Origin of the sequence: Reyranella sp. (assembly GCF_004296935.1) — a bacterium.
Taxonomy (GTDB): Bacteria; Pseudomonadota; Alphaproteobacteria; order Reyranellales; family Reyranellaceae; genus Reyranella.
The window spans coordinates 1-15,894 of record NZ_SCVH01000008.1 but is presented as its reverse complement, the minus strand read 5'-3'; the positions used below and the strand labels follow the sequence as shown (position 1 = coordinate 15,894).

Here is a 15,894-nt window from a genome sequence, read left to right as displayed (position 1 = left end):
AGCACCTGGTAGGTGCCGGCCCAGCCGCAGCAGAGATGGCCCTCGGGCACGTCCTTCACGACGAAGCCCGCGTCGCGCAGCAGCTTCTTCGGCAGCGCGTCGATCTTCTGGCCGTGCTGCATCGAGCAGGCCGAATGGTAGGCGACGGCGAGCGGCCGCGGCGTCACGTTGCTGAGGCCGACCTCGGCCACGATCTCGGTCACGTCCTTGGCCAGCGCCGCCACCTGCTTCGCCTTTTCATGCCAGACCGGATCGTCGACCAGCATGTGGCCGTAGTCCTTCACCGTCGTGCCGCAGCCCGAAGCATTGATCACGATGGCGTCGAGGCCGGCGCCGTCGATCTCGCGCAGCCAGGCGGTGATGTTGCGCTTGGCGAGTTCGATCGCCTGCTCGTTCTCGCCGACATGCAGCACCGAGGAGCCGCAGCAACCCGAGCCCGCCACGTTCACGACCTCGATGTCGAGCCGCGTCAGCAGCCGCACCGTGGCCTCGTTCACCTCGGGCGCCAGCACCTGCTGGCCGCAGCCCGGCATCAGCGCCACGCGCTTGCGCTGCAGCCCGACCGCCGGAAAGACCTGTGGCCGGTCGACCGGCGATGGCGTCGGCACCCTGTCCGGCACGGCCTCGAGCATGGCGCGCAGCCGGCGCAGGAAGGTGGCGCCGCCGGGATCGGAACTGGTTGCCGGCAACATCGGCGCCAGGGGCTTGGCGAGCCGGCCCAGCACCATGGCCCATCTGAAGACTGTTGGACGCGGCATCAGAAATGCCAGCAGGCCGCGCATGAGGCGATCGGGCAATGAACGAGTGAACGTCTCTTCGATGTGATGCCGGCCGTGATCGACCAGATGCATGTAATTCACGCCCGAGGGGCAGGTCGTCATGCAGGACAGGCACGACAGGCAACGGTCGATGTGGCGTACCTCCTGTGCCGTCGGCGCGCGATCGTCCTCGATCATCGACTTGATGAGGTAGATGCGGCCGCGCGGGCTATCGCGCTCGTCGCCCAGCAGCACGAAGGTGGGACAAGTCGCTGTACAGAATCCGCAATGCACGCACTTGCGCAGGATGTCGTTGCTGCGCGCGGTCTCGGGATCGGCGAGCTGCGCCAGGGTGAAGTGGGTTTGCATCGCCTAGCCCATCCGTCCCGGATTGAAGAGGCGTTTGGGATCGAAGCTCTCTTTTACGCGTGCCGCGAGGGCTGCGAGGGCTGCCGGCTGCGGCTGGAACACCGGCACGGCGGCGCGCACTTGCTGAGAGGCGCGGATCAGAGTCGCATGGCCGCCCTTGGCGCCGATGGCGCCACGGACGATCGTATGATCGGCATCGGTGCTGGCCGGAAGCGCCAGCCAGATGAGACCGCCCGACCAGTCATAGAACGCTTCCGCAGCCGGGCGCTGCGCCTTGATGCGCGCCACGATGGCGGGGCCCTCGGTCGGCGGACAGGAAATCTTCCAGACGATGGTGTCGGGCGCGGCCTTGAGCGGCGCCACGTCCCGCACCTCGCGCCAGAAGACGCGGCTTTCGAGCGTGCCGAGTTCTTCCATCCTGGCGCCGCTGTCGGCCAACAGCTCCCGCAATGCCCTCAGCCGCGCCTCGACCGAGGGCGCCACGCCTTCGATGCGGAGCGCCGTCTTCCCCGGCAGATGCGCCGCGCCCGAGATGTCGTGCGGGCTGCCCAAGGCCGCACACATCGCCGTCACCGCCGCCGCGTCGTCGAGGCCCATCAGCAGCAGCGTGCGCGTCTGATCGGGCGCCGGCAGCACTTTTACCGACACCTGGTCGAGGACGGCGAGCGTACCCCAGGAGCCCGCGAGCAATTTGGAGAGGTCGTAACCGGTGACGTTCTTCATCACCTTGCCGCCCGACTTGAAGATCTCGCCGCGGCCGTTGACGCCGCTGAAGCCCAGCAGGTGATCGCGCGCCGCGCCGGCGGAGAGCCGCCGCGGTCCGGCGAGATTGCCCATGACGGCGCCGACCAGCGTCCCCTGCCCGGCTTCGCGGCCGAGCAGCGGGCCGAGATCGGGCGGTTCGAAGGCCAGCATCTGGTTGCGCTGCGCCAGCAGCGCCTCGACGTCGCTGATCGGCGTGCCGGCGCGCAAGGTGACCACCAGTTCCTCGGGCGCGTAGTCGACGATGCCGCTCAGGCCCGAAAGGTCGAGCACCTGGCCGCACTCCATCGGCTTGCCCAGCGCGATCTTGCTGCCCTGCCCGCGCACGTCGAGCGTCGTGCCGTCGTTCAGCGCCCATTCCACCGCCTGCCGCAGCTCCTCGGGCGACCGCGGCTTGATCGTTGAGGTCATGCGCTGCCCATGCTCTGCCCCCGCGCAGCGGGGGAAGTCGGCGCGCAGCGCCGGAAGGGGGTCTTCGGCGTCGCCGATGAAGACATGACCCCCTCCGCCCTTCGGGCACCTCCCCCGCAAGCGGGGGAGGAGATTGTTTTGCGAAGCACGTCAGAACCGCGGGATGTTGGGGAAGGGCAGCTTGTTGTGATGGACCACAACGCGGCCGAGCTCGGCGCAGCGGCGGAGCTGGGGGAAGACCTTGCCGGGATTGAGCAGGTGATCGGGATCGAACGCGCACTTGAGGCGCATCTGCTGGTCGAGGTCGATCTCGGTGAACTGCACGCCCATCAGGTCGCGCTTCTCGATGCCGACGCCGTGCTCGCCGGTCAGCACGCCGCCCACCCGCACGCAGAGCCTGAGGATATCGGCGCCGAATTCCTCGGCGCGGTGCAGCTCGTCGGCGTCGTTGGCGTCGAACAGGATCAGCGGATGGAGGTTGCCGTCGCCGGCATGGAAGACATTGACCACGCGCAGGCGATGCTTCTTCGACATCTCGCGCATCTCGGCCAGCACCTCGACCAGGCGACCACGCGGCACGGAGCCGTCGAGGCACATGTAGTCGGGCGTGATCTGGCCGACGGCGGGGAACGCGGCCTTGCGACCGGCCCAGAACAGCACCCGCTCCTGCTCGTCGTTGCTGACGCGCACCGTGGTGGCGCCGCGGCCGCGCGCGATCTCGGCCACGCGCTCGACCAGGTAGTCGACTTCAACCGGCGGTCCGTCGAGCTCGACGATCAACAGGCCCTCGGCATCGAGCGGGTAGCCTGCGCCGACATAGGCCTCGGCGCACTTCACCGCGTCCTTGTCCATCATCTCCATACCGCCCGGGATGATGCCAGAGGCGATGACGGCGGCGACGCAATCGGCGGCGCCGGCTTCGGTCGGGAAACCAAGGAGCACCGCGCGTGCCGTCGTCGGCTTGCGCAGCAGGCGCACCGTCACTTCCGTGACGACACCCAGCAGGCCCTCGGAGCCGGTCATGACGCCCAGAAGATCGTAGCCCTCGGAGTCGAGATGCTTGCCGCCCAGGCGAACCACCTCGCCCGTCATCAGCACCATCTCGATGCCCAGGAGATTGTTGGTGGTAAGGCCGTACTTGAGACAGTGCACGCCGCCGGAATTCTCCGCGACGTTGCCGCCGATCGAGCAGGCGATCTGCGAGCTGGGATCGGGCGCGTAATAGAAGCCCTCGTGCTCGACCGCCTTGGTGATGCCGAGATTGGTGACGCCGGGCTGCACACGGGCGCATCGGTTGGCGTAGTCGATTTCCAGCACGCGGTTGAACTTGGCAAGGCCCAGCAGGATGGCGTCGCCCACTGGCATCGAGCCGCCCGACAGCGAGGTGCCGGCGCCGCGCGGTACGACCTTGACCTTGTTGTCCTGGCAATAGCGCAGGATGGTCGAGACTTGGCTGACGGTCTCGGGCAGGACCACGACCAGCGGCATCTGGCGGTAGGCCGAGAGGGCATCGCATTCGTAGGGGCGCATGCCCTCCAGATCGTCGATCACGCCCTCGCCGGGCACGATCGCCCGAAGGGCTGCCACGATCTCGGACCGGCGGGCGAGAATGGCGGGATCGAGCGGCGGCATCTGCATGCTTCGCTCATACGCCAAATAAAAAAGCGGCGGAAGCCGAGGGCTCCGCCGCCTTGATCACAGTAACGCCAACCGCAGCCTTAGCCCTGGCGAGCCTTGAAGCGCGGATTGGTCTTGTTGATGACGTAGACGCGGCCCTTGCGGCGCACGATGCGGCAGTCCTTGTGACGGGCCTTCACCGACTTGAGCGAATGACGGATCTTCATGGTCCTTACTCGACAAAAAACCCCGGCCGGGCCGGGGAAAATTCCAAAAGCGGGCGGAAAATACGGATCGCAGTGCGTTCCGTCAACCCATTGATTTACACGCCTTTTCGGCAAGGTCCGGGGAAAATCGGCGCGCTGGACAAGTTCGCCGACAAGAACGACTTTGGCCATGTTTTCAAAGACTTAAGGAGATGACCATGGCGTCCCTCACCCTGGCCCAGGCCAACAAGATCGTCGAAGCGGCCCTGGCCGATGCCCGCCGGCTGAAGATCAAGCCGCTGGCCGTGGCCGTGCTCGACGCATCCGGCCACGTGAAATCGCTGCAGCGCGAGGACGACGCCAGCATGTTCCGCAACGACATCGCCATCGGCAAGGCCTGGGCCGCCGTCGGCATGGGCGCGTCGAGCCGCGTGCTGCTGGGACGCGCCAAGGAGAACCCGCAGTTCTTCGGCGCGCTGTCGGCCACGGCGCAGGGCAAATTCCTGCCGCAGACCGGCGCGGTGCTGATCAAGGATGCCCAAGGCAACATCCTGGGCGCCGCCGGTGCGAGCGGCGGTACCGGCGACGAGGACGAGGCCGCCTGCATCGCGGGCATCGCCGCGGCAGGTCTGGTCGCGGGCTAACGCCTGCCAACGCAAAACCACCTCACCCTGAGGAAGCGCGAAGCGCTGTCTCGATCGGGCGGAGTAACCTCCGCCCTTTGGTGGGACCACCGGTGTTGTGACCCATGCTTCGAGACGGCGCTACGCGCTTCCTCAGCATGAGGTGTTTTGACCTCACTTCTCCTCCCCCGTCTGCGGGGGAGGTGTCGCTGTCTTACAGCGACGGAGGGGGCATGACCCCCTTCGCCCCCTGCGGGGGCACTTCCCCCGCTTCGCGGGGGCAGAGTAGATTCCTCTACTCCTCAGGCTCTGTCGTAAAAGTGAGCGGATGGCCGGCGCGGCGACCGAGGTCGGTCGCTTCCGTCGCCTTGGTCTCGGCGATCTCGCGGGTGAAGACGGCGACGACGCAGGCGCCGCGCTGGTGCGCCGTCAGCATGATGTCGTAGGCCTGGTCCTCGGTGGTGTGGAAGACTGCCTTCAGGACAACGACGACGAACTCGCGCGGCGTATAATCGTCGTTCAGCAGGATGACCTTGTGCAACGGCGGCCGCTTGGTCTTGGGCTTGGCGATGGTCTCGGGCTTGACGTCGATGTCGCTCATCGGGCCCCTCCGACACTTCTCTCCTAGTATGGCTCCTTCAGGAACCGCTCGACCAGACGGTCGGCGCGGCTGCGGTCGGTGAAGGCCAGATGGCGCGCCAGGTTGCGCGGCGAGGAGGCGAGATAGAAGCGCTCGTACTGCTCGTTGCGGCTGGCGAGCGCGCTGCCGGCGAAGTCCCAGGCGAGGCGGAAGATGCGGATACGTTCCTCGGCCGCCATGCCCTTGGCTCCGGGCAAGTAGCGGTCGATCAACGGCCGGAGCTCGGGATCGGCGAGCTGGGCCGACATCGGGGCGGCCAGCAGATTGTGCGAGCCGATCAGGCGCAGGATCTCGTTCACTCGCGGCATCCAGATCGGCAGGATCGCGCGGAGCGCATGCAGCGGCGCCACCGCGGGCGTCCACATGCCGCCCGGCCACTCGCGCGCCTCGGCTTCGGCGGTGGCCACAGCCGATCGCGCGAACTCGGAATAGGCCCAGATCTCGCCGATGATGCGCATGGTCTCGGGATCGGCCGCGTTGATCGCGCTGGCCATGCGCAACGCCAGTCCCCAGGCGAAGTCGAGCTTGGTCGAGGCCCGGATCATGGTCTGGTGCTGGATGTTGGGCGGCCAGCTCGTGGTCATCACCGTGTTGTAGGCGGCACGGTTGGCATCGATGAAGACGCGGTCCCGCGGGACCTCGACGTCATCGAAGATGACGAAGGCGTCCTGCTCGTCGAAGCGACCCGACAGCGGATGGTCGAAGCGGTTGTCGGGCGCCGACATGCTGTCGCGACAGAGGAATTTCAGCCCCGGCGCGCTCATCGGCACGCAGAAGGACAGAGCATAGGCGTCGGCGCCTTCAGGCAGCGGCAACGCCGGATAGACGGCGATCTCGTCGGCGAAGGGTGCCAGGGTGGCCAGCACGCGGGCACCGCGGACCACGATGCCGTGCTCGGTGTCGGCGACCTTGCGGAGCGCATGGACGTTGTCGGCGCGAGGCGCGTCGCCCATCGCCTTGTCGACGGTCGGCTGGACGATGGTGTGGGTGAGCGAGATGTCGCCGCGGCGCAGGAATTTCTGGTAGGCGACCAGTCGCTCCGCGCCCGCCTCGTTGCCGTTCGCGCCCCATTCGTCGGGCCGGCCGGCGAAGCCCGCGTAGGTGACGTTCATGTAGTCGGGCGTGCGCCCCATCAGCCCGACCGAATATTCGGCGACCTGGCGCAGCGCCTTGTGGCGCCGCCCGAGGTCCTCGCGCGAGCGCGGGATCATGTGGCTCGTGCCGATCGGCTCGCCGGTCTCGGGATCGGGTATCAGGCAGGTCGCCGCGTGCTTGTGCTGGAGGTCATAGACCTCGGCCAGCGCGTGGGCGGCGCCGCGGAGCTTGGGGTGATCGACGACGTCGGTCACCCGCTCGCCGTCGACCCAGACCGCCCGCGGCCCGCGAAGGCCGCTCAGGAATTGCTTGCCTGTCCGTGCCGGCATTGGTTCACCCCGAGTTCGTTACCCGATGTTGATCACCCGACCGGCATGGTCTCGGCGAGCGGCGGCAGTTTCAACACCTTGTCGTACCAGGCTTCGAGCTTGGGATGGCCCGGCTTCCACGGCTCGTTGGCATAGCGGAATTCCAGGTAGCCGATGGCGCAGCCGATCGCGATCTCGCCGATGGTCGTCAGCATGCCGAGCGAGCCCGCCTCCTTCTCCAGCGCATCGAGTGCACGGGCGACCTTGCCCTGCTGGAGCGCGATATAGGCCTTGCGGCCCTCGTCCTGCGGCAGGGCGATCTCGCGGCGGCGCGGCTGGGTGGCGTCGAGGATGCCGTCGGCCAGCGCCTCCTGGCGGAGCGCCGTCCACAGCGCCGGGCCCGGCGAGGGGTAGAGCTTCGGCGCGGTGCCGATGCTGTCGAGGTATTGGCAGATGACCGGGCTGTCGTAGAGCGACATGCCGTCGTCGGTGATCAGCGTCGGCACCTTGGAGAGCGGATTGAAGGCCAGCAGCGCCGGATCGGTCGTGCCGATCTTCATGCGCTCGATCTTGTCGTTGAGGCCGCGGGCGATGGCGCAGGCCATGACCTTGCGCACGTAGGGGCTAGCGGCGGAATGGGCGATCTTCATCTTCGTTTCCTCGAGTCTTGTTAATTCGTCATCCACGATAGGCTGTGCGATCCGTCACATACCCCGCCGCGACGTCGGCCGCGAGTGCCGTGTCGGCCCGTGTCCTGGGGTCGCCATGGCCGCCGCCGCCCGGCGTGCCGAGCGAGACGGTGTCGCCCTTGTTCAGCACGTACTGCTTCTTGGGATCTGTCCTGACGCCGTTGATCCGGAGCTCGCCCGGCGCGCCGTCGCCGCCACCCTCGATGCCGAAAGCCGGGAAGATCGTGCGCTCGGCCAGGAACGACACCGCAATCGGCGTTTCACTCCGGCTTTCGATCAGGATCTCCTGGCCGAGGCCGCCGCGATGGCGGCCGGGGCCGCCCGAATCGGGTCGCAGCTTCTTGTGATGGAAGCGCAGCGGCGCGATGTGCTCGCTGATCTCGATCGAGGTCGAGGAGACGTTGGACGGCCATGAGAGGCACGTCACGCCGTCCCTCTGCGTGTTGCCACCCATGCCGCCGTTGTAGAAGAACATGTTGGCGTAGGGCTTGCCGCCCCCTGGCTCTCCACTTGGCCGCACGCCGGACTGGTTCATGCCCCACATCGGCGAGCCGCAGGCCGCCATCACGCGCTCCGGCACGATCTGGCCCAGGCAGCCGAACACCAGCATCGGCACGTAGTGGCCGATCAGCATGCGCGAGCCGCCCGGCGCGGGGAACTGCGGATTGACGATACAGCCCGGCGGGGCGCTCAGGCTGATCGGCCTAAAGGCGCCTTCGTTGTTGGGCAGGTTGGGGCTGGTGCAGACCTTGACCCCGTACATCGCCATCGCCGTGGTGTAGCAAAGCGCGCAGTTGATGGCGCGATCGACCTGGGCGTCGGTGCCGGCGAAATCCATGGCGATCTCGTCGCCCTTGATGGTGAGTTTCAGGTGCAGCGTGATCGGCGTCTCCATGATGCCGTCGGTCTTGACCTCGCTGTGGTAGGTGCCGTCGGGCAGTTCGCGGATGGCGGCGCGCATCGCCGTCTCGCAGCGGCCTTGAATCTCCCGCGCAAGATCGGTGAGATCGGGCAGGGCATAATTCTCCATCAGGACCAGCAGCCGGTCTTCCATCAGATCAAGCGCCACGACCTGGGCCCAGAGATCGCCCATCGTCTGGTCGGGCGTGCGCACGTTCTTGCGGATGATGGTGACCAGCGTCTCGTCGGTCCTGCCGGCGGCGATCATCTTCATCGGCGGGATCTGCAATCCTTCCTCGAAGACCTCGCGCGGTTCGGGGCTCCTGATCTTGCCACCGATGTCGGGCGCGTGCGCCGTGGTGGCGCTGAAGGCGATCAGCTTGCCGCCGCGGAAGATCGGCTTGGCGAGGGTGATGTCGGGCAGATGGCCGGTACCCAACCAGATGTCGTTGGTGATCAGCACGTCGCCCGGTTGCAGCTGGTCGGGCGGAAAGAAACGCAGGAAGTGCTTCACCGTCTCCGGCAAGGTGCCGATGAAACTCGGGATGCTCTCGCTCGCCTGCACCAGCGACTGGCCCGTGGCATCGGTGACGACGCAGGAGAAGTCGTAGCTCTCCCGCACCAGGGTCGAGAAGCTGGTGCGCACCATCGCCGCCGCCGCCTCGTCGACCAGGGAGATCAGCCGCCGCCACAGCAGTTCCAGTTCAATCGCGTCAAACGCCCTTGGAGTTTTTGAACTGGCCATCAGACGACCTCCGCCAGGATGGACCCATCGGGCAGCAGGCGCGCGGTGGCGCCGGGGCCAACGATGAAAGTGCTTTCGTCTTCCTCGAACACCGCCGGACCCTGCACGATCACGCCGGCCTCGAGCGCATAGCGGTCATAGACATTTGTCGGCAGCATCTTGCCGGCATCGGCGAAGAACACCGCGCGCGTGCCTTTCAACGCCTGCGCCCGGGGATGACGCGGCAATTCGAGCTTGCCGCCGGCGCCGGGCATCGGCGCGCTGACCGAGAGCCTGAGCGCCACGAACTGGATCGCAGCACCCGGCGGCGTGCGCGCAAACAGAGCCTTGTAGGCAGCCTCGAAGGCGGTGCGCACACCCGCCTCGGTGAGCGGCGAGGGCATCGCCACCGTGACCTCGCTGCCCTGGCCGATGTAGCGCATGTCGGCCAGCCGTCGCACGACCCGGCCGGCGGCATCGGCGCCGGTCGGGCGCAGCACCTCGAGCGATTCCTTTTCCTGCGCGACGAAGATCGCTTCGGCTTGGTCAAAATCCGCGCCCGCCAGCGCGACGCTGAAACTGGCGACGCGATCGACGCGCGCCGGTGCCATCAGCATGCCGATAGTGCTGCCCGCCCCCGCTCCCGGCGGACAGACGACGCGCGTGACTCCGAGCTTGCGGGCCACGTTCCAGGCGTGAACGGGCCCGGCGCCGCCGGTCGCCAGCAGCGCGTATTCGGCTGGAATGCGTCCACGCTCGGCGATGGCGACGCGTGCAGCGCCCGCCATGTTCTCGTTCACCACGTCGTGCACGCCGAAACCCGCACGGTCGCGTTCGACGCCGAGCGCCGTGGCGAGACTGCCCAGCGCTGCTTCTGTCGCGGCACGGTCGATCTTCATGGCACCGCCCAGGAAGAAATCGGCATTGAGATAGCCCAGCGCCAGGTCGGCGTCAGTCACGGTGGCTTCCGTACCACCGCGGCCGTAGCAGGCGGGACCAGGCTGCGCGCCGCTGCTCTCGGGACCGACCTGAAGCGTGCCGAGGTCGCTCTTGCGCGCGATGGAGCCGCCACCCGCGCCGATCTCGATCAGTTCGACGGTCGCGATCATGATCGGCAGACCCGAACCACGCAGGAACCGCTTCTCGCGCGCCGCCTCGAAGCCATAGGCGACCAGCGGCTCGCCGTCGTCGACCAGCGCCAGCTTCGCCGTGGTGCCCCCCATGTCGAACGCGAGCACGCGCTCGAGGCCGGCATTGCGGCCAAACCAGGCGCCGGCCAGGGCGCCGGCAGCCGGCCCGCTTTCCAGCAATTGCACCGGCGCCCGCTTGGCCTCGCTCACGTGCGTCAGCCCGCCGTTGGAGAGCATCAGAAAGAGACCGCCGGGAATGCCCGACTTGGCCAATGCCTGTTCCAGCCGCTCGAGATAGATCTCGGCCAGCGGCCGGATATAGGCATTGGCCACCGTCGTGCTGGCGCGCTGGTACTCGCGGATCTCCGGCGCGATGTCCGAGGAGAGAGAAATCGACAGATTCTGGAAGCGCTCGGCCACGGCGGCGGCAATGGCGCGCTCATGCGCCGGATTGGCATAACTGTGCAGGAAGCAGATGGCGAGGCTCTCGACCCCCTGCCCCACCAAGTCCGCCACCTCGGCCAACGCCGCCTCGACATCGAGCGCGATCTCGACGCTGCCGTCCGGCGCCAGCCGCTCCTTCGCTTCACGGCGCCACGGCCGCGGCACCAGCGGGTTGGGCATTTCGATGAAGAGGTCGTAGAGCTCGTACTTGCGCTCGCGCGCGATCTCCAGCACGTCGGCGAAGCCCGCCGTGGTCAGCAGTCCGGTCTTCGCTCCCTTCCGCTCGATCAGCGCGTTGGTGAAGAGTGTCGTGGCGTGAACCACACGGCCGACCTGCTCGGGCCGGACGCCCGCTTTCTCGAGCACGCGCCGCGTGCCTTCGAGCGCGCCGCGCGCCGGATCATCGGGCGTCGTGCTCTCCTTCCAGATGATGGCGCGGCCGTCGCGCGGATCGTGGATGACGAGGTCGGTAAAGGTTCCCCCAATGTCGATGCCGAGGGACAGCGGCGCACTCATTAAAGGTCCTTTGCTATTCGGCTTTGATATTGCCCTGCTTGACCACCTTCGCCCAACGTTCGCGGTCCTTGATGATGTAGGCCTTGAAGGCGGCCGGGTCCTGGCCCAGTGATTCCAAACCCTGCTTGGCGAGCGCTTCCTTGTTGGAAGGATCGGCGATCGCACCGATGAAGAGCTTGCTGAGACCCGCCAAAATGTCAGCCGGCAACCCGGCGGGCCCGAAGAGGCCGAACCAGTTGTTGATATTGAGCGCGGGAATGTCCTTGGTGAGCAGCGGCAGATCGGGCGCAAGCGGCGTTGGCTTGGTCGCGGCCAGGGCCAGTACCCGCACCTTGCCGGCATTGGCGAGACTCATCAGCTCCGACACGTTGCCGAAGAACATGTCGACGTTGCCGGCCGCCACGTCGGCGATGGCGGGCGCGCCGCCGCGATAGGGTACGTGGATCATCTTGAGACCGCCCGACTCGAAGCCGAGGAACTCGGCGGCAAGCTGGTTGGTCGAGCCGAGTCCGGTCGATGCGTAGGACAGTTTGCCGGGGTTGGCTTTGGCGTAGGCCACCAGCTCGGGGATGGTCTTGAACGGCGCATTCGGGCGCACGATCAGCGCCATCGGCACGCCAACGAGGTTGGCGATCGGCACCAGTTCCTTGTCGAGGTCGAGCGGGATGTTGGAGCCAGGCACGACAGCGCCGACCGCAATCTGACCCATGATGCCGATGCCGACCGTGTAGCCGTCAGGCGGCGACTGCGCGACCTGCTTCAGCGCGATGAAGCCGCCGGCGCCGGTCTTGTTGTCGACCACAACGGGATAGCCGTGCAGCCGCATGATGGCGTCGGCCGCCAGACGGGCGGTGATGTCCGCGGTACCGCCGGGCGCATAGCCGACCAGGATCCTGATCGGCTGCTTGGGCACCCATTGCTGGGCGCGCGATGGCGTGGCGGCAATAACGAGCGGAGCGGCCAACAAGTTTCGACGCAGCATGGTCAATTCCTTCCCGGCTATGGTCTAGGCTGCCAGAGCAAACCCTGTGCCGTGCCCCAGCATGGCAACGGGCATCACCTTCCCCACAACCACCCTAACATTCGCCAACGCGATTGCTCTAGCGGCGATCGCCAACGTCGTGCCATGCTGCGGAAGTTGTCAGATAAATTGCCGCCGCGCAGGCGGCCAAGTCGACGTGAGCGGCGCCAACGAGCGCCACCCAGTGCAAGGCATTTCCGGGAGGATCGCCATGGCTACATCAAAGTTACGTCATTTGTTGCCCGCCGGCCTCCTGCTGCTCGCCGCAGCGCTGGGACCGGACCGCGTGGCCCAGGCCCAGGGCAAGGACCTGAGCATGGGCAACGTCAATCCGCCCAAGCACGGAACCTCGCAGGCCGCGCAGCAATTCATCGACAAGGTCGCCGAACTTTCCGGCGGCAAGGTCAAGATCACCCATCATCACTCGGGCGCCCTTGGCGGCGAACGAGAGGTGGTGCAGCAGATCCAGCTCGGCGTCATCGAATTCGGCCCGATCACGACCGCGCCGCTGTCGACGGCGATCCCCGAGATGTCGGTGTTCCAGCTGCCCTACATCTTTCGCGACTACGCCCACCTCTTCAAGGCGCTCGACGGCAGCGACACGCTCACCAAGTTCTACTCCGACGTCCTCGACAAGAAAGGCCTCAAGCTGATCGGCTTCTTCGCCGCCGGCTATCGCGGCATCTACGGCCACAATGCCATCAACGGCCTGGCCGACATCAAGGGCAAGAAGGTGCGCGTCCAGGAGGACAAGATCCTTGTCGCCACGTTCAAGGCGCTGGGCATGATCTCGACGCCGATCGCCTTCCCCGAAGTGGCCACCGCGCTGCAGACCAAGGTCATCGACTTCGCCGAAGGCGGCATCAACACCTTCTATCACAACAAGTTCTACGACATCGTGAAGTACGTCGCCGACGTCCGTCACACGCACCAGGCGGTGGCTCTCGTGATGTCCAAGGCGGCGTGGGCCAAGCTCGACCCCGCCGGACAGAAGGCGATCGTCGATGCCTGGGTCTTTTCACGCGATTTCAATCGCAAGTTCATCCTCGAAGAAGACAAGGGCATCCAGGAACAGGTAAAGGCCAAGGGCGTGACGATCACCAAGCCGGACCCTGCGCCATTCCTCAAGGCGACCGAAGGCGTCTACGCCGAGTTCTACGCCACGCCGGCCGGCAAGGCGGCGAAGCCGATGGTCGAGTACATCCAGAGCGTAAAGTGACGCGGCGACCGGCATCGTGACAACTTCCGACGAACAGGAGCCCGAGGGCGCGCAATCCGCGCCCTCGATGGGCGCCCGACTCTATGACGGCCTCGCCGGCATCGGCGGATTGATCCTTGCCGTCATGACGGCGGCGGTCTTTCTGCAAGTGGTGCTCCGCTACCTCGGCCTCACCGGCATCGACGGCCTCGAGGAAGTGCCGCGCTACCTCTTCGTCTGGCTGATCATGTTCGGCGCGGCGGCGGCGATGTGGCGCCACGAGCACACGGTACTCGACTATTTCGTGAATCGCTTCGGTCCGGTCGGGCGGGCGCTGCTCTCGATCCTGACCAACGGCCTTGGCATCGCTCTGTTCGCCTATCTCATCTGGCTGAGTTTCACGCTGGTGCCAAATGCGGGCTTCCAGACCAGTGCCGGCCTCGGCCTGACCCTGGACTGGGTGTTCGCCGCCATTCCGGTCGGATCGGTGATGATCATCGTGCCGATGCTTCGCAACATTTACTTCGCGCTGAGGGGGCTATGGCGGAAACCCTCCTGATCGCCTTCGTCATCTGCATCCTGATCGGCATGCCGATCAGCATTGCGATGGGCGTTGGCGCCCTCACAGCGGCAATGTTCTATCCGACACTCAACCCGATCATCATCCCGACACGCTTCGTCGGGCTGCTGTCGGACTCCTACCTCCTTCTGTCGGCGCCGCTGTTTATCCTGGCAGGCAACATCGCCGCGCGCGGCGGTGTTGCGCGAGTCCTGATCGACCTCGCCACCGTTTTGGTCGGCCGGTTTCGCGGCGGCCTCGCCTACGTCAACGTGCTCGACAGCATGTTCTTCGGCGGTATTTCCGGATCGGCGGTGGCCGATGTGTCGGCTCTCGGTACCTTCCTGATCCCGCAGATGGTCCGCAAGGGCTACGACAAGGATTTCGCGACCGCGCTCACCATCTCGACCGCCGTTGTAGCGCCGATCATTCCCCCTTCGATCATTGCCGTCATCTACGCCTGGATGGCCGACGAATCGGTGGCAGCCATGTTCGCCGCCGGAGTCATTCCGGGCCTGCTGGTCGGGCTCGGCATGGCGGTTCCTGTGTTCTTCATCGCCCGCAAGCGCAACTATCCCCGAGAGCCGGCGCCGACCATGCCGCAGTTCTGGGCCGCGCTGCGCAACGCGCTTCCGGCCCTGATGATCCCTGCGATCATCATGGGCGGCATCATCTTCGGCCTGTTCACGCCGACCGAGGCTGCTGCGGTCGCGGTCGTCTACGCGCTCGTGGTGCCGCCGATCTTCTACCGGGAACCCGCACTTCGGGAACTGCCCAAGATCTTCGCCGACAGCGCGCGGCTGTCCGGCGTGATCGGGATGATCATCGGCTTCGTCGGCGCCTTCGGTTGGGTGCTCACCTACTCGAAGTTCCCCTTCCTGATTGCAGCCTCGATCGCGGCGATGTCACCGGCGTGGTGGGTCTTCATCATCCTGGTCATCTTCCTGTATCTGATTCTTGGCACTTTCCTGACGCCGTCGGAGATTATCCTCGTCACGGTGCCTGTGCTGCTGCCGGTGGCGACCGCGGTCGGCGTTCACCCGATCCATTTCGGCATGGTTTGCGTCATCGCCTCGGCGATTGGCCATATTACGCCGCCGGTGGGACTATGCCTGTTCGTCGGCATGGCGATCAGCGGACTGTCCATGGATCAACTCGTGAAACCGTTGCTGCCGTTCCTGGCGGCGATCGTCGTGACGCTCCTGCTGATCGCCTTCATGCCCGACCTTGTGCTCATCCTGCCGCGCCTGCTCGGCTTCACCCAGTAGACAGGCTTGAGATGACGGGCGCATGCGGTAGTCTCCGCGCCGCATGCCCCTCAGCCACCCTGCCGCCGACGTCTGGACACTGCTCGCCGACATCGCCGAAGAAACACCTGACGCACCGGCGCTCATCCACAGCGGGCGCACGATGTCTTTCGCCGAACTGCTCGATGCCGCCGGCCGCGTGGCGCAGGGCCTCGCCGATCTCGGTGTAACACCGGGCGATCGCGTAGCGTTGTGGCTGCCCAACGTGCCGGCCTATCCCGTCTTCTATTTCGCCTGCGTCCGTCTGGGTGCCATCGCGGTAGCAGTGAACACGCGCTATCGCGCCGTCGAAGTCGCCGACATCGTCGGCCGGTCCGGCGCCAAGGTGCTGGTCTGCGCGCCGGGCTTCCGGCGCATCGACTTCCTCTCGATCCTGGCGGACATCGATCCGGCGGCCCTCGACAAGCTCGCGGCGCTGGTCGTCGTGGGCGAAGAACCGGCCTCCGTGCCCGCCGCCATCGAGCGGCTGCGGCGCGTGCCATTCGACCGCCTGCTGTCGCGACAACCGCTCGCCGCCAACAACGCACGGCCCAACGCGCCCTGCAATATCTTCACCACCTCGGGCACGACCAGCGCTCCCAAGTTCGTGCTGCATCGCCAAGGCGCGATCGCAAGCC

At 66.5% G+C, this 15,894-nt stretch carries 15 protein-coding genes; 5 read left to right on the top strand and 10 right to left on the bottom strand.

Annotated elements, in window-relative coordinates; all coding sequences use genetic code 11:
• The 4 genes from EPO55_RS00845 to ykgO form a co-directional block, all read right to left on the bottom strand.
• A partial coding sequence (locus EPO55_RS00845; RefSeq protein ID WP_296334483.1) for a heterodisulfide reductase-related iron-sulfur binding cluster occupies positions 1-1,127 on the bottom strand: 1,127 nt, incomplete at its 3' end.
• A gap of 3 nt (positions 1,128-1,130) precedes the next feature.
• Positions 1,131-2,300: a glycolate oxidase subunit GlcE gene (glcE, locus tag EPO55_RS00840; RefSeq protein ID WP_296334482.1), complete on the bottom strand. Its 1,170-nt coding sequence runs from the start codon at positions 2,298-2,300 to the stop codon at positions 1,131-1,133.
• A 150-nt stretch (positions 2,301-2,450) separates the two neighbouring features.
• Positions 2,451-3,938 carry an FAD-linked oxidase C-terminal domain-containing protein gene (locus EPO55_RS00835; protein WP_296334481.1) on the bottom strand — a complete coding sequence of 496 codons (1,488 nt, stop codon included), beginning with the start codon at positions 3,936-3,938 and terminating at the stop codon, positions 2,451-2,453.
• 80 nt (positions 3,939-4,018) lie between these two features.
• On the bottom strand, positions 4,019-4,144 hold the full coding sequence (gene ykgO, locus EPO55_RS00830; protein WP_020695336.1) for a type B 50S ribosomal protein L36: 126 nt from the start codon (positions 4,142-4,144) through the stop codon (positions 4,019-4,021).
• A 197-nt stretch (positions 4,145-4,341) separates the two neighbouring features.
• Between ykgO and EPO55_RS00825 the strand changes: the two genes are divergently transcribed.
• Complete coding sequence (locus EPO55_RS00825; RefSeq protein ID WP_296334480.1) at positions 4,342-4,767, top strand: heme-binding protein; 426 nt, start codon at positions 4,342-4,344, stop codon at positions 4,765-4,767.
• Positions 4,768-5,041: 274 nt separating this feature from the next.
• Here EPO55_RS00825 and clpS read toward each other — a convergent pair whose 3' ends face one another.
• From clpS to EPO55_RS00795, 6 genes are read right to left on the bottom strand one after another with little or no spacing between them, the layout of a single operon-like run.
• The gene (clpS, locus tag EPO55_RS00820; protein WP_296334479.1) at positions 5,042-5,347 is read right to left on the bottom strand and encodes an ATP-dependent Clp protease adapter ClpS; all 306 of its coding nucleotides are present in this window, start codon (positions 5,345-5,347) and stop codon (positions 5,042-5,044) included.
• A 23-nt stretch (positions 5,348-5,370) separates the two neighbouring features.
• Positions 5,371-6,810, bottom strand: coding sequence for a 4-hydroxyphenylacetate 3-hydroxylase N-terminal domain-containing protein (locus EPO55_RS00815; protein WP_296334478.1), 1,440 nt, complete (start codon positions 6,808-6,810; stop codon positions 5,371-5,373).
• A gap of 32 nt (positions 6,811-6,842) precedes the next feature.
• On the bottom strand, positions 6,843-7,439 hold the full coding sequence (locus EPO55_RS00810) for a glutathione S-transferase N-terminal domain-containing protein (protein ID WP_296334477.1): 597 nt from the start codon (positions 7,437-7,439) through the stop codon (positions 6,843-6,845).
• A gap of 28 nt (positions 7,440-7,467) precedes the next feature.
• Positions 7,468-9,123 carry a hydantoinase B/oxoprolinase family protein gene (locus EPO55_RS00805; protein WP_296334476.1) on the bottom strand — a complete coding sequence of 552 codons (1,656 nt, stop codon included), beginning with the start codon at positions 9,121-9,123 and terminating at the stop codon, positions 7,468-7,470.
• Positions 9,123-11,192 (bottom strand): hydantoinase/oxoprolinase family protein, encoded by a 2,070-nt coding sequence (locus tag EPO55_RS00800; RefSeq protein WP_296334475.1) that lies wholly within the window; start codon positions 11,190-11,192, stop codon positions 9,123-9,125. Before EPO55_RS00800 ends, EPO55_RS00805 begins: the two co-directional genes overlap by 1 nt.
• Before the next feature lie 13 nt (positions 11,193-11,205).
• Positions 11,206-12,174, bottom strand: a complete 969-nt coding sequence (locus EPO55_RS00795) for a tripartite tricarboxylate transporter substrate binding protein (RefSeq protein ID WP_296334474.1) — start codon at positions 12,172-12,174, stop codon at positions 11,206-11,208.
• Between the two features lie 250 nt (positions 12,175-12,424).
• On the opposite strand from EPO55_RS00795, the gene EPO55_RS00790 reads away from it, so the two are divergent.
• From EPO55_RS00790 to EPO55_RS00775, 4 genes are all read left to right on the top strand, one after another.
• Positions 12,425-13,432, top strand: a complete 1,008-nt coding sequence (locus EPO55_RS00790) for a TRAP transporter substrate-binding protein (protein WP_296334473.1) — start codon at positions 12,425-12,427, stop codon at positions 13,430-13,432.
• 16 nt (positions 13,433-13,448) lie between these two features.
• On the top strand, positions 13,449-13,970 hold the full coding sequence (locus tag EPO55_RS00785; RefSeq protein WP_296334472.1) for a TRAP transporter small permease: 522 nt from the start codon (positions 13,449-13,451) through the stop codon (positions 13,968-13,970).
• Positions 13,952-15,238 carry a TRAP transporter large permease gene (locus EPO55_RS00780; protein ID WP_296334471.1) on the top strand — a complete coding sequence of 429 codons (1,287 nt, stop codon included), beginning with the start codon at positions 13,952-13,954 and terminating at the stop codon, positions 15,236-15,238. Before EPO55_RS00785 ends, EPO55_RS00780 begins: the two co-directional genes overlap by 19 nt.
• A 43-nt stretch (positions 15,239-15,281) precedes the next feature.
• On the top strand, positions 15,282-15,894 hold a 613-nt coding region (locus EPO55_RS00775), incomplete at its 3' end, for an AMP-binding protein (protein ID WP_296334470.1).

Bases quoted from the DNA above. Each gene is read 5' to 3' on its own strand.
- glcE (WP_296334482.1), bottom strand. From the start codon at position 2,300: ATGACCTCAACGATCAAGCCGCGGTCGCCCGAGGAGCTGCGGCAGGCG.
- EPO55_RS00835 (WP_296334481.1), bottom strand. From the start codon at position 3,938: ATGCAGATGCCGCCGCTCGATCCCGCCATTCTCGCCCGCCGGTCCGAG.
- ykgO (WP_020695336.1), bottom strand. From the start codon at position 4,144: ATGAAGATCCGTCATTCGCTCAAGTCGGTGAAGGCCCGTCACAAGGAC.
- EPO55_RS00825 (WP_296334480.1), top strand. From the start codon at position 4,342: ATGGCGTCCCTCACCCTGGCCCAGGCCAACAAGATCGTCGAAGCGGCC.
- clpS (WP_296334479.1), bottom strand. From the start codon at position 5,347: ATGAGCGACATCGACGTCAAGCCCGAGACCATCGCCAAGCCCAAGACC.
- EPO55_RS00815 (WP_296334478.1), bottom strand. From the start codon at position 6,810: ATGCCGGCACGGACAGGCAAGCAATTCCTGAGCGGCCTTCGCGGGCCG.
- EPO55_RS00810 (WP_296334477.1), bottom strand. From the start codon at position 7,439: ATGAAGATCGCCCATTCCGCCGCTAGCCCCTACGTGCGCAAGGTCATG.
- EPO55_RS00805 (WP_296334476.1), bottom strand. From the start codon at position 9,123: ATGGCCAGTTCAAAAACTCCAAGGGCGTTTGACGCGATTGAACTGGAA.
- EPO55_RS00800 (WP_296334475.1), bottom strand. From the start codon at position 11,192: ATGAGTGCGCCGCTGTCCCTCGGCATCGACATTGGGGGAACCTTTACC.
- EPO55_RS00795 (WP_296334474.1), bottom strand. From the start codon at position 12,174: ATGCTGCGTCGAAACTTGTTGGCCGCTCCGCTCGTTATTGCCGCCACG.
- EPO55_RS00790 (WP_296334473.1), top strand. From the start codon at position 12,425: ATGGCTACATCAAAGTTACGTCATTTGTTGCCCGCCGGCCTCCTGCTG.
- EPO55_RS00780 (WP_296334471.1), top strand. From the start codon at position 13,952: ATGGCGGAAACCCTCCTGATCGCCTTCGTCATCTGCATCCTGATCGGC.